This window comes from Vreelandella gomseomensis (assembly GCF_031451645.1).
In the GTDB taxonomy this organism is placed as follows: Bacteria; Pseudomonadota; Gammaproteobacteria; order Pseudomonadales; family Halomonadaceae; genus Vreelandella; species Vreelandella gomseomensis.
Window position 1 is genome coordinate 311,820 of the sequence record NZ_JARWAI010000002.1, and the last position, 12,658, is coordinate 324,477.

The following is a 12,658-nucleotide window of genomic DNA, read 5'->3' on the forward strand; positions in this document are numbered from 1 at the left end:
ATGGTGACCGTTCCCCTTTGGCTCGAACCCGTCGAAAGGCTCATGAGTGCGGGCGGCGTGGTGCTGGTCGTGCTGGCCGTTGTGGCGTTGCTGGTATTTGGCATGGCCATTGAGCGCTTCTGGTTCTACCGCATGACCTGGCGGCGAGCGCGCCGCCAGCTTGTCAATCGCTGGGCCAGGCGAGATGACCATCATAGCTGGAGTGCTCGCACGCTGCGCAACGTCTGGACGGAGGACCTTGTGATCCGTCTGCGCCGTCCGCTGCCCTGGTTGAAGCTGCTGGTGGCGTTATGCCCGCTGTTTGGCTTGCTGGGTACCGTGACGGGCATGATCGGCGTGTTCGACAGTCTGTCGCTGAGTGATACACACCAGGCCCGGGCAATGGCCGATGGCGTGGCAAGGGCAACGTTGCCGACGTTGACCGGCATGGCAATTGCCGTGGTCGGGCTTTTATTCATCAGTCGCCTGGAACACATTATTCGGCGCGAGGATCAGCGGTTGCACGACCGGATGGCGCGGGCAGTGGAGGAAAATGATGCGTAGACGACGTTCGATGGGCAGCGCTGACGAAAATACCGAGGTGAACCTCACGCCGATGCTGGACGTGGTGTTCATCATGCTGATTTTCTTTATCGTCACAACCAGTTTTATTAAGGAAAGCGGGATTGAAATCAACCGACCGGAGTCGAGTGACGCAAGCCCCAGGCCCGATGCCCAGGTATTGGTTGCGCTTTCGCCCGAAGGGGCGGTATGGGTGGATGGTCGCGCGATCGACGCCCACCGGGTGGGCGAAGAAGTCGCCGGGATGATCAGCGAGGATGGCTCGGTCGTCATCCAGGCGGATCGCGAGTCGACGACCGGACTGCTGATTGAAGTGATGGACCGTCTTGAACAGGCCGGCGTGGACCAGGTGGCGGTGGCGGCTAACCGGAGCGGCCAATGATACGCCAGGCATTATCCATGGTGAGTGGTGGGGTGTTGGCGATTGGACTGTTTTGGCTGTTGGCGCTGCTGGTCGCGCCGCCGGACGACCAGGTGGAACCACCAGAGCAGACGGTCTCGATGAACATGGTGGAAGCCCCCGAAGTAGCCCCGCAAGAAGAGGCACCACCCCCGAAAGCTGAACAGGCACCCACGCCTCCGTCACAGCCGATGCCGGCGCCCGAGCCGCCCCCGGTGGCCGACAGCACCATTGCCTTGCCGGAGATTGATCTACCCGAGCCGCCCGACGAGCCGGTGGAGATGGAGAGTGAATTGCCGGAATTGACCGAGGCGACGCCCGAGCCGGAACCCGAGCCGCCGCCAGAACCGGAACCGGCGCCTGAACCAACGCCGCAGCCCGAGCCCGTTGCTCAGCCAAGTGAAACCGAGCCTTCCGATGCCGAGCGCGAGGCAGCGCCAGAAGCGCCGCAGGAAGTGTCGGATGAACCGGTCAATGTCGGTCAGGCCGCGCCGACCAGCCGGGTCAATCCGACGTACCCTGCTCGCGCTCAGCGTCGCGGCATGGAGGGGTTTGTTGAGGTATCGTTTACCATTCGTCGTGACGGCAGCGTTGATGGCTCTTCGATTCGCATTACGGATGCCCAGCCACGCCGGGTGTTTGACGATGCGGCCCGCGATGCGATTGCGCAGTGGCAGTTCGAGCCTAGCGATCGGTTGCGCAACGCGACTCAGCGGATCGAGTTTCAGCTGCGCTAACGACTTTATGAGGTATGACCATGCGTGTATGGGGGTGCATCTGTTTAATCGGCTTGTGGGCATCGTTTGCCAACGCCAGCCCGGCGCTTCCCGGCGATATCATTGGCGACCTGAACCGCTTGCAAACGCAACTACGCGACGCGCAATACGCAAGCGTGGTCTCCCGGGCCACCCAGCAAGCCACCCGCCTGCAAACGGGTAATGCGGCTGACCGCTGGGCCAGCGCGCTGTATCAGCAGCTTGCCGCTAACGCACTGGCGCACCAGGGCCAGCCGGGTGATGCCGCAAATCGCTTGGTGCAAGCGCGTGAACTGGCCGCAGGCGAGCAAGCCCAGGTGGCCCGCTGGCTGCGCGAAGAAGTGTCGTTGCGCCACGCGGCGGGGCAAACGACGCAGGCCAGCGACTTACTTGCCGAGTGGCTCGAGTCCCAGGGCGCCGGTGCCCCTGCCGAGGATTACTGGAAACTGACCCGTTGGCTCGCCGACGACCAGCGTTGGCAGGAAGCGGCGGAGTGGCTTGAACGTAGCCTGAACCAAACCGCCGAGCCTGATGCTACCCAGCGCAGGTTGGCGCTGGTTGTCTATCAGCGCACCCAGCAAACCGATCAGGCGCTTGACCTGTTGCTGGGCGGGCTTGATGAAGGCAGCGATGGGGCTCACTGGCGCCAAGCTGCCGGGCTCGCTCAGCAGTCCGGTCAGCCTGGTATTGCCGCGGCGCTGTGGGATACCGCCTGGAAGCTGGGCAGGCTGGATGAAGACGGTGACCGCTGGCAATTGATACACCTGCACATGGCGGGGGGAACGCCCGCCCGGGCCGCCGAGTATCTTGAGACATGGCTTGAATCGGGCGACATCGTACGGGATGAGACCTCGCTCCGCCTGTTGGCGAACGCATGGCATCAAGCCCGCGATAGGACTCAGGCGCTTGATGCCTGGCAGGCGTTAGCGACACTGAGCAAAGAGGGCAGCGACTGGCGTCAGTATGGTCAGCTCGCTTTTGCCTGGGGGCAGGATGAACGTGCCGAGAAGGCGCTGTCGCGTGCCCAGTCGCTGGGCGATGACCAGGCGGGTGAATGGCTGGCGACGCTTGAGCAGTCACCGCGCTATTCACTATAAAGCTGGCTGCGGCGGTTATTCAGCCGGCGTCAGCGTGAGCGAAAAGTCGCTCCAGGTAGGCGCGTGGTCAGACGGGCGCTGCATGCCGCGCAGCACGTAGTCGATCCCGGCGTCGCTGACACAGTCGGCGAGCGGCTGGGTGACCAGAATATAGTCGATGCGTAGACCGCGTTTGGGGTCGCGGTCAAAGCCCTTGGAGCGGTAGTCGAACCAGCTAAACCACTCGTTGTTCGTCGGGTGGCAAAGCCGATAGCTGTCGTGCATTCCCCAGGCCTTGATGCCCGCGAGCCATTCGCGCTCGATGGGCTGGAAGCTGGTCTTGCCTTCGCGTAGCCAGCGCTTGCGGTTGGCGTCGCCGATGCCGATATCCTGGTCTTCCGGCGAGATGTTGAAGTCCCCCATCACCGCGACGCGTTCATCAGGGCGGTGTTGCTCATCGAGCAGGCGTGCCAACTGCTGATAAAAGCGGGTCTTGTGTGGAAACTTGGCGGGGTGCGCGACATTTTCGCCCTGGGGAAAATAGCCGTTCCACACGGTGACGGGTTGACCGTCGTCGGCCAGGAGCCTGACGCCGATCATGCGTCGCTGGGCGTCTTCCTCGTCGTCGGGAAAGCCGTAATACACCGCTTCCGGCGTCTGCTTGCAGAGCAGCGCGACGCCGTAGTGGCCTTTCTGGCCGAAGTAGAAGACGTGATAGCCCATGGCTTCTACATCGGCGAGGGGAAACTCGCTGTCCTGCACCTTGGTTTCCTGGAGGCCGATGACATCGGGCCTGTGCGTCTCGATCAGCGCCTGCAGCTGATGAAGCCGCGCACGAATGCCGTTGATGTTAAAGGACACAAGACGCATCACGAGCGGTCTCCGGGGTTATCCGTGTCTTTATCGGGGTGAATGGCGATGTCCTGGCCGCTTTGCTGACGGGCCAGTTTGCGCACCGCCTGGAGTTTGCGCTGCTGCTGTTTTTTTGCCACAAAACGGCGTGATGATGTCACCTGATCAGGGTTATCATGGCGCCACTTTTTATAGTCTTTACGCCGACCGGTACGGATGGTTACTTTATCCGCCAGCGAACGGGTCTTTTTTTTACGCGTCATATCGCGCTCCTTGGTTCAGATAGGGACGTATTCTAACAGCCTAGTGACCTCCTTCGACAGCAGGGCGCGCTCTTATTGCCAAGCCCTGTTACAATGCGCGCGTCAAGATGCCTAACATCCACAGCAATGGACAGATACATAGCCTATGAGCGAGTCGGAACAGACCACAGCGTCGGCCCAGAACCGCAAGCCTAAACGTCGCCGTCGGAAACCGCGTCGCCGTCAGTCGAATTGGGATCTTCGTCAGTTTCAGGTGCCTGCCGTGGCCGGCAAATGGCGCTTCCATGACTTTGATCTGCCGCTGCCGTTAATGCGCGCCATTCATGCCCTGGGGTTCGAATACTGCACGCCCATCCAGGCAGAGGCGCTGCGTCACACCCTGCTGGGCGGCGACATTGTCGGCAAGGCGCAGACCGGCACCGGTAAAACCGCTGCGTTCCTGATGTCGGCGCTGGCGTATTTCCTGGAAGAGCCCACGCCGGACGGCCAGAAAGCCGGTGCGCCTCGCGCGCTGATCATTGCGCCGACCCGCGAGCTGGCCCTGCAGATCGAAAAAGACGCCAAGGCGCTGGCGCGTTTCACCCACCTCAACGTGGCAAGCGTTGTCGGCGGGATGGACTATCAGAAGCAGCGTGACAGCCTGGGTAAAAAGATCGACCTGCTGGTCGCCACGCCCGGTCGACTGCTCGATTTCCACCAGAAGCGCGATATCGACCTTTCCGAAGTCGAAGTGCTTGTGCTCGATGAAGCCGACCGCATGTTGTCGATGGGCTTTATCCCCGACGTGAAGCGCATCATTCGCTACACGCCCAAGACAGAAGAGCGCCAGACCTTTCTGTTCTCGGCGACCTTCTCCGACGACATTCTCAACCTGGCCAGCCAGTGGACGAGGGAGCCGGCCCACGTCGAGATCGACGTCACCGTGGACAACCAGGCGGACATCGATCAGCGGGTCTACATGGTGTCGGACGACGACAAGCAGCGCCTGCTGGTCAAGCTGCTGGAGCAGGAAAGCTTCGAGCGCGTGATGGTGTTCGGCAACCGCCGTGATCTGGTGCGCAAGCTTGACGACCTGCTGAAAAAGGCCGGCGTGAGCGTGGCTATGCTGTCGGGCGATGTGCCGCAGAACCAGCGTATCCAGACCCTTGAGAGCTTCCGCGAAGGCGAGATCCAGGTGCTGGTGGCCACCGACGTGGCGGGGCGCGGGATTCACATTGACGATGTCAGCCACGTGATCAACTACACGCTGCCGGAAGACCCGGAAGACTATGTCCACCGTATCGGGCGGACCGGCCGGGCAGGCGCAAAAGGCGTTTCGATCAGCTTCGTGGGCGAGGAAGATGCCTTCTCGCTGCCGGAGATCGAGCGCTATATCAACGACAAGCTGCCCTGCGAGCATCCGCCGGAAGGTCTGCTGTAACGCGCATGCTGGATACCGCCCTGAAAAGCGAGATTCAGGAGGCCTACCGTCGCGTGGTGGAGCGCCTCGAGCTGACCCCGCGCTACGGCCAGCGGCTGATGATCGCCGAAATCTCCCGCACGCTGGGCGATATTGAAAGCGATGATGACGGCAAGCGAACTAGTGACCAGCATGTCTGCGTGCTCGAAGCCGGCACCGGGACGGGCAAGACGCTTGCCTACCTGATTGCCGCGCTGCCGATTGCCAAGGCGCGCGGCAAGCGTCTGATCGTGTCCACCGCGACGGTGGCGCTTCAGGAGCAGGTGCTCAATCACGACCTGCCGTCCCTGGCAACGCACAGCGGATTGAACTTTCGCTATGCCCTGGCCAAAGGACGCGGGCGCTACGTTTGCGTTGCGCGGCTTGATCAGGCCCTGGAAGGCACGGAACCCAACCCCACGCTGTCGCTGTTCGAGCAGTCCCTGCAGTCACCAGGCAGCGACTTGGGCGTGATTGCCAGCGACATGGCCGAGGCCTACGGGCAGGGCGAATGGGAAGGAGATCGCGACAGCTGGCCCCAGGCCATTGACGATGCCCATTGGCGACGCCTGACCGTCGATCATCGTCAGTGCACCGGTCGTCGCTGCGGTCACTTCGGTGCCTGTGCGTTTTTCCGTTCCCGGCGGGAGCTGGAAAATGCCGATATCATCGTGGCCAACCACGACCTGGTGCTGGCCGACCTGGCGCTGGGTGGCGGCGCCATTCTGCCGGATCCGGCCGACTGCATCTTTGTGTTCGACGAAGGCCACCACCTGCCGGACAAGGCGCTGTCGCACTTTGCCCATCGCTTTGCGGTGAATGGTTGCCTGCGCTGGCTGAAGACCCTCAAAAGCAGCCTGACCGACTTGAATCAGGCGCTGGCGGTTCAGCCGACGATTGCCCGACTGCTCGCCGGCCTGCCCGAGGTGATGCATAACCTGGAACCGGCATTGGGCGATGTGTTCAGCATGGGCCACCAGTTAGCAGGTCGCGGCAACGGTCTTGACGACGAAGAGGCCACCCACCAGTCGCGGTTTGAAAAGGGCCAGATACCCGATGCGCTTCGCGAACAGGCCGAACAGCTGCTGGTGATGTTCGCCACGCTTGCGCGCAGCCTGGAAAGCATCAGCGATATTCTGCGTGAAAGCCTTGATCCGGATAAGCAGACCGGGCTCGACCGCGAGCAGGCCGAGGACTGGCTGCCGCTGGTGGCGCTGTTGCACGGCCGCGCGCTCGAGGCTCACGCTCTATGGCAAGCCTTCAGCGAGCGGGATGCGGCCGATGCGCCGCCCAGCGCGCGTTGGATTACGTTGAACCGGGTGGCCGGTGAGCCGGAGGTCGAGTTTTCGGCAAGCCCGGTGTCCGCCGCACATACCCTGGCGAAACACCTCTGGGGGCGCTGCCATGGCGCCGTAGTCACCTCGGCAACGTTGACCGCGCTGGGGCGCTTCGAACGTCTTCAGGAGCGGGCGGGGCTGGCCAGTCGCTATCGTTATCAGGCGTTACCCAGCCCGTTCGATTACGCCAATGCCGTGTTGAGCGTGCCCAAGGAGGCGACCGATCCAAGCGACCGGGACGCCCACGAAAAGGCGATTGTCGATTTTGTGACGCGGCTGGCGGATCGGGAAGCGGCGCTGGTGCTGTTTTCTTCGAGGGCACAGTTGCGCGGTGTCGAGAAGGTGCTTGATGAGGCGGTCAGGGCGCGGGTGCTGGCGCAGGATGCCTTGCCCAAGCGCGAACTGATCGAACGTCACCGGGCGGCGGTGGACGGCGGCAAGGGCAGTATCATCTTCGGGCTGGCAAGCTTTGCCGAAGGCATCGACTTGCCCGGCAATTATCTTACCCACGTGGTGATTACCCGACTGCCGTTTGCGGTGCCCGATGATCCGGTGGGGGCCACGCTTGCCGAGTGGATCGAGAGCCAGGGCGGCAACCCCTTCATGCGGATCAGTGTGCCGGATGCCTCGATCAAGCTGGTGCAGGCCTGCGGACGGCTGATTCGTAAGGAAAGCGACACGGGGACGATCACCCTGCTGGACAGGCGCGTGCTCACGCGGCGGTATGGTCAGGCGTTGCTGGATGCGCTACCCCCGTTCAAGCGGGAGATTGCCTTGTAAGGGAGCGATTGCCCACGGCGATAGCCGCCGTGGGCAACGGGCAGGGCTAGGCCTGGCGACGCTTGGTCAGCATTGGGGCCAGCTTGTCGTTCATTTGGGTAAAGGCGTCAACGGTGGTTTGCCAGTCGATGCAGGCATCGGTGATCGACACCCCGTACTGGAGATCGCCGAGGTCTTTAGGCACCTTCTGATTGCCCCAGCCAATATTGGATTCGACCATCAGGCCGATGATCGACGTATTGCCCTCCAGTATCTGGTTGGTGACGTTTTCCAGTACCAGCGGCTGTAGCGCGGCGTCCTTGTTGGAGTTGGCGTGGGAGCAGTCGATCATGATGTTGGCGGACAGCTTGGCGTTCTTGAGCTCCCTTTCGGCCAGGGCCACGCTCACACTGTCGTAGTTGGGCTTGCCGTTGCCGCCGCGCAGCACTACATGGCCGTAGCCGTTGCCGCGGGTGCGAATAATGGCGACCTGCCCCGACTGGTTGATGCCCAGAAAATTGTGCGGGCTGGCGACGGACTGCAGGGCGTTGATGGCGACATCCAGGCTGCCGTCGGTGCCGTTCTTGAAACCGACCGGTGAGGACAGGCCCGAGGCCATCTCGCGGTGGGTCTGCGACTCGGTGGTGCGCGCGCCGATGGCGGACCAGCTGATGCAGTCCTGCAGGTACTGGGGCGAAATCGGGTCTAGGGCTTCAGTGGCCAGCGGCAGGCCGATCTCGGCAAGGTCGACCAGCAGCTTGCGCGCGATGTGCAGACCTTCGTCGATTTCAAAGGAGTCGTTGATGTGCGGGTCGTTGATCAGGCCTTTCCAGCCAACGGTGGTGCGCGGCTTTTCAAAATATACGCGCATCACGATATACAGGCTGTCGCTGACTTCGTCCGCCAGCGAGCGAAGGCGCCTGGCGTAATCCAGGGCGGCGTCGACATCGTGAATGGAGCAGGGGCCGACCACCATCAGCAAGCGCGGATCGCTGCCGTCCAGAATGCGCTGGATAGTGTGGCGACCCTCGATCACGGTGCGCTCGGCAGCCTCGGTAAGCGGCACATCCTGCTTTAGCGCTTCAGGGGTAGTGAGCACATCCTGGGCAAGGACGTTAAGGTTGTTGACCTGCTGATCTGACATTGTGCTACCTGTGCGTGCGTATTGGGCGAATAAAGAGCCCTACTATCGCTTGTCGGCGTACTAAAAATCAATTGTTGTGGAACTTAACGATGCTGAATGAAGTCAGCCGCTGGGTTTTGTGCAAGGGGGTAAACGCTTGATGCGCCGTGCAGAACGCGTAACACTTAGCCAACAGCGGACGATCACGTTAGAGTGCCACTTTTCATGTTATTCATATGATTAACCAATGCCCAAGGAACGCTATGTTGCTTGCTGTTAATGCCCAGTGTATCGGGTTTGAAGAGAGTTTCGCTCGGCGATCACTGCCCGAGCGGAGGGAGCGTGTGAATGGGCATTCGTGAAACAGACCAACAGCTCGTCGAACGTGCCCAGAAAGGCGATACGCGTGCGTTTGATCTGCTGGTAAAGAAATACCAGCACAAGATCATCGGCTTGATCGGGCGCTACGTCCACGACCATTCCGAGGTGCATGACGTGGCGCAGGAAGCCTTCATCAAGGCCTATCGGGCGCTGGGCAAGTTTCGCTCGGAAAGCGCTTTCTATACCTGGATGTACCGAATCGCCATCAATACCGCCAAGAATCATCTGGTATCCCGCGGGCGCCGCCCGCCGGGCAGCGATCTGGATATCGTCGACGCCGAGATCGTCGATCAGAGTGGCCGCCTGGCCGATGCGGAGTCGCCGGAAGCTGCCATCGCCCGGGATCAACTGGAAGCCGCCGTCTATGAAGCGATCGAAAAGCTGCCCGATGACCTGCGTACCGCGATTACCCTGCGCGAGCTGGACGGGCTGGCATATGAAGACATTGCCCAGGTGATGCAGTGCCCGGTAGGCACGGTGCGTTCGCGGATCTTCCGCGCTCGCGAAGCGGTGGACGAACATATTCGCCCGCTGGTGACCACGGCACGGAACAGTCGCGAGGAATAGTGGTCAACGGGGAGGCGCTGAAACGTAATGGCGAAAAACTGCCGATGACCGTGAACTGTTTGGCGGCATCACCGTCAAAGCCATTGCATTGAAGCAGACAGTTAAAAAAATGCGTTTCTCGCGCTGTTTATTTTTTAGCGCTGTTTTGGCAGGCCATGCGGCTTGACGATGCAGCGAACAGTGAAACGATCGAAGGTGTTGTTTACACCGTGGCGAAGTGGTCTGCCTAGGCTTGGCCTGTGGAGCTGCCGGTGAATGCCAACGCGAAGGCGACAGGTTGCGATGGTCATCAGCGCTTCTTCTCAACAGTTGAGGGTGTGAAGTATGAGTCAAAACACACGGGAATCACTTTCGGTATTAATGGATAGCGAAAGTGATGAGCTAGAACTACGCCGAGTGTTGAAGGCACTACCGGACGATGACGATGCCGCCGAGACGTGGCGACGTTACCATCTGGCGCGAAGCATGATGCGGCGCGAGCGCGACGTGGATGTCAGCGTCGACCTGTCTGCTGGCGTCATGGCCCGATTGCAGGGTGAGCCTGCCCCGGCACTGGAAAGCGATACGCCACCCGCCCGAACCGGCAATGTGTCATTTGCCCGTGGCGCAGGCGTTGCGGCGGCGGTATCGCTCATGGTGATTACCGGTGTGCAGTTCTTTGGCAGCGGCGGCGGTACGCCAGAGCAGGGTGGCAACGTGGCCTCCAGTTCGGTGCCCGCATCATCCAATCAGGTTCAGCCGGTCAACCTGGCCTCTTTGCCGTCTGTAGACAACGGCCAGTCGACCGGTGTGCCGTCTTCCCAGACGCCCATGTTCGAGCAAACCCCTTTTCGTCTCAGCGGCCAGTCGTCGGGCAGTGGCCTGATGAACGTCAGCGAAGGCGGTTTCTCCGTTTCCCAACAGGGCGTATCGGCACAGCAGGGTATGAACATCGACGTCGAGCAGTTGCGCATGCTGCAGTCCTACCTTGAGCAACAGACTCAGGGGGCTGCGGGCGGTCAAGACGACCAGTGGATGCCGTTGATGCGCTCTTCTGGGGTGACCGAACCCTTGGGCCAGCGCTGATCAATCTGAAGAGACTTCAATACGATGGAATGCCTATGGATGTTGAAAAGAGCCTTTCTCTATTTCAGCATCCTTTTTTTTGTCCACGGTATCAGTGTGGGCGATAGCGTCAGGCAGCATACCCATGAATCGGCATAGAGGCAGGGATGATGTTGCAAGGAGCGGATAAGCAGTTGATCGAACGTCGCGGGCGCGTGGTGGGATACCACCCGCAAGGCATCGTCGTCGAAGTGGCGGCGTCACTTGGGTGCGTGCAGTGTGCAAAGGGCCAGGGCTGTGGCGCCGGGCTGCTTGCGCGCCGTTCAGCGTGGCAACTGGCGGTAGACCTGCCGTCTGATCGCGAAGGCGCATCATTGCCTGCTGTGGGCAGCGAGGTGACGTTGGTCATGCCGCGTAGTTTCGTGACTCGGTTGACGTGGCTGATCTACGGCTTGCCGTTACTGATGGCGCTGGTGACGGCCGCCGTCGGAAGCATGTCGGCGGTGACATGGCTGGCGCCGAGTCTCTTTTTCGGCGTCTTGGCCGTTAGCATGTTGGGCCTCAAATATGCCTTGGGTCAGCGTGCGGAGCAGTTTCGTCCGCATCTGGCCGATGCTGCGTGATTGGTGGCTCGTGTGAATTGCATTGACCTGGGTTGATCTAAACAGTGTTTTATTAGGAGTTGTTACATGAAGCGCTTGATACCTTCCGCATCATTATGGTTCTGCTGCGTTTTGCTGCTGTCGCTGGCAACTACTGCCCACGCGCAAAACCTGCCGGATTTTACCGAACTCGTCGAAGATGCCGCCCCTGGTGTGGTCAACATTTCCACCAGCCGTACCGTGCAGCGAGCGGCTTCGCCCTTTGATAACTTCGGCGGCCAGGAAATCCCCGAGATATTTCGCCACTTCTTCGGCGATAGCTTCCCCGCACCGCCAGGAAGCAGCCGTGGGCGCCCGGAAGAGCGCCAGTCGCTGGGCTCCGGTTTCATCATCAGTGAAGACGGCTATGTGATGACCAATGCTCATGTGGTGGATGACGCCGATGAAATTCTCGTGCGTTTGAATGATCGTCGCGAACTGCCCGCCGAACTCATCGGCAGCGACCCGCAAACCGACGTGGCGGTGCTCAAAGTGGATGCCGATGGGCTTCCCACCCTGGCGCTGGGTGATTCGGATGCCCTTCAGGTTGGGGAATGGGTCGCCGCCATTGGCTCGCCGTTCGGTTTCGATCACTCGGTGACGGCGGGTATCGTCAGTGCCATCAACCGTACGCTACCCCGCGATGCCTACGTACCCTTTATCCAGACCGATGTGGCGATCAACCCCGGTAACTCGGGCGGACCGCTTTTTAACCTGGACGGTGAAGTCGTCGGTATCAACTCCCAGATCTTTACGCGCAGCGGCGGATTCATGGGCGTTTCCTTCGCGATTCCCATCAATGTGGCCATGGACGTCGCCGATCAGCTACGCGAAGACGGGTACGTCAACCGTGGCTGGCTGGGCGTGATGATTCAGCCCGTCTCCAGTGACCTGGCCGAGTCCTTCGGGATGCAAGAAGCCGAAGGCGCGCTGATCGCGGATCTGGATCCTGAGGGGCCAGCCGCCGAGGGCGGGCTCAAGGCTGGCGACGTGATTCTCGAAGTCAACGGCGAGACCGTTGATCGCTCAAGCAGCTTGCCGCGCCTGATCGGTCGCGTGGCACCCGGTGACGAAGTGGATCTGCGCCTGATGCGGGACGGTGAAGAGCGCAGCGAAACGGTCGAGTTGGGCAGCTGGCCCAATGCTGAGCAATCCTCGACACCATCGGCGTCCAGCGACAGCCAGGTGCGGCTGGGTGCCTATGTGGCTGCAATCGACCCTGAGACCCAGGAGCAGCTGAACCTGCAGGGCGGTGTGGTCGTGCGTGACGTCGAGCCCGACAGCGTCGCGGCACGCGCGGGCCTTCGTCCTGGCGATGTGCTGGTCAGCCTGGATCACCGCAGCCTGTCCTCGCCGGAAGATCTGCGCCGCATCGTCGACGAGCTGCCGACGGATCGAGCGATTCCCCTGCGGCTTTACCGCGATGGCCGCTCGTTGTTCGTGGCGTTGCGCTTTGAATGA

General features: G+C 61.2%; 13 protein-coding genes. 10 read left to right on the forward strand and 3 right to left on the reverse strand.

Translation table 11 applies throughout. The annotated features are described in order from the left end of the window. From QC815_RS03610 to QC815_RS03625, 4 genes are read left to right on the forward strand one after another with little or no spacing between them, the layout of a single operon-like run. Nucleotides 1–543 carry a MotA/TolQ/ExbB proton channel family protein gene (locus QC815_RS03610; protein WP_230446691.1) on the forward strand — a complete coding sequence of 181 codons (543 nt, stop codon included), beginning with the start codon at nt 1–3 and terminating at the stop codon, nt 541–543. Next, nucleotides 536–943 carry an ExbD/TolR family protein gene (locus QC815_RS03615; protein ID WP_085918800.1) on the forward strand — a complete coding sequence of 136 codons (408 nt, stop codon included), beginning with the start codon at nt 536–538 and terminating at the stop codon, nt 941–943. The genes QC815_RS03610 and QC815_RS03615 overlap by 8 nt, the downstream gene beginning before the upstream one ends. Beyond that, nucleotides 940–1,698: an energy transducer TonB gene (locus tag QC815_RS03620; RefSeq protein WP_309766983.1), complete on the forward strand. Its 759-nt coding sequence runs from the start codon at nt 940–942 to the stop codon at nt 1,696–1,698. The genes QC815_RS03615 and QC815_RS03620 overlap by 4 nt, the downstream gene beginning before the upstream one ends. 14 nt (nt 1,699–1,712) lie before the next feature. Further along, the gene (locus QC815_RS03625) at nt 1,713–2,813 is read left to right on the forward strand and encodes a tetratricopeptide repeat protein (RefSeq protein WP_309766984.1); all 1,101 of its coding nucleotides are present in this window, start codon (nt 1,713–1,715) and stop codon (nt 2,811–2,813) included. A gap of 15 nt (nt 2,814–2,828) precedes the next feature. On the opposite strand, the gene xthA is transcribed toward QC815_RS03625, so the two are convergent. Together xthA and QC815_RS03635 are read right to left on the reverse strand one after the other, a co-directional pair. Next, entirely contained in the window at nt 2,829–3,662 is an 834-nt protein-coding gene (gene xthA / locus QC815_RS03630) for an exodeoxyribonuclease III (RefSeq protein ID WP_230446693.1), read from the reverse strand. After that, nucleotides 3,662–3,907, reverse strand: coding sequence for a hypothetical protein (locus QC815_RS03635; protein ID WP_230446694.1), 246 nt, complete (start codon nt 3,905–3,907; stop codon nt 3,662–3,664). Before QC815_RS03635 ends, xthA begins: the two co-directional genes overlap by 1 nt. Nucleotides 3,908–4,052: 145 nt before the next feature. Here QC815_RS03635 and rhlB point away from each other — a divergent pair, with 145 nt between their 5' ends. Together rhlB and dinG are read left to right on the forward strand one after the other, a co-directional pair. After that, nucleotides 4,053–5,327: an ATP-dependent RNA helicase RhlB gene (gene rhlB / locus QC815_RS03640; RefSeq protein WP_230446695.1), complete on the forward strand. Its 1,275-nt coding sequence runs from the start codon at nt 4,053–4,055 to the stop codon at nt 5,325–5,327. Nucleotides 5,328–5,332: 5 nt separating this feature from the next. Beyond that, the gene (gene dinG / locus QC815_RS03645) at nt 5,333–7,462 is read left to right on the forward strand and encodes an ATP-dependent DNA helicase DinG (RefSeq protein ID WP_309766986.1); all 2,130 of its coding nucleotides are present in this window, start codon (nt 5,333–5,335) and stop codon (nt 7,460–7,462) included. A 46-nt stretch (nt 7,463–7,508) separates the two neighbouring features. On the opposite strand, the gene QC815_RS03650 is transcribed toward dinG, so the two are convergent. Beyond that, the gene (locus tag QC815_RS03650; protein ID WP_230446697.1) at nt 7,509–8,585 is read right to left on the reverse strand and encodes a 3-deoxy-7-phosphoheptulonate synthase; all 1,077 of its coding nucleotides are present in this window, start codon (nt 8,583–8,585) and stop codon (nt 7,509–7,511) included. A gap of 327 nt (nt 8,586–8,912) precedes the next feature. On the opposite strand from QC815_RS03650, the gene rpoE reads away from it, so the two are divergent. The 4 genes from rpoE to QC815_RS03670 all read left to right on the forward strand — a co-directional run bounded on the left by rpoE (nt 8,913) and on the right by QC815_RS03670 (nt 12,658). Further along, complete coding sequence (rpoE, locus tag QC815_RS03655) at nt 8,913–9,512, forward strand: RNA polymerase sigma factor RpoE (RefSeq protein WP_230446698.1); 600 nt, start codon at nt 8,913–8,915, stop codon at nt 9,510–9,512. Nucleotides 9,513–9,836: 324 nt separating this feature from the next. Further along, on the forward strand, nt 9,837–10,577 hold the full coding sequence (locus QC815_RS03660; RefSeq protein WP_230446699.1) for a sigma-E factor negative regulatory protein: 741 nt from the start codon (nt 9,837–9,839) through the stop codon (nt 10,575–10,577). A 146-nt stretch (nt 10,578–10,723) separates the two neighbouring features. Continuing rightward, nucleotides 10,724–11,179, forward strand: a complete 456-nt coding sequence (locus tag QC815_RS03665) for a SoxR reducing system RseC family protein (RefSeq protein WP_309766989.1) — start codon at nt 10,724–10,726, stop codon at nt 11,177–11,179. A gap of 66 nt (nt 11,180–11,245) precedes the next feature. Beyond that, complete coding sequence (locus QC815_RS03670; protein ID WP_230446701.1) at nt 11,246–12,658, forward strand: DegQ family serine endoprotease; 1,413 nt, start codon at nt 11,246–11,248, stop codon at nt 12,656–12,658.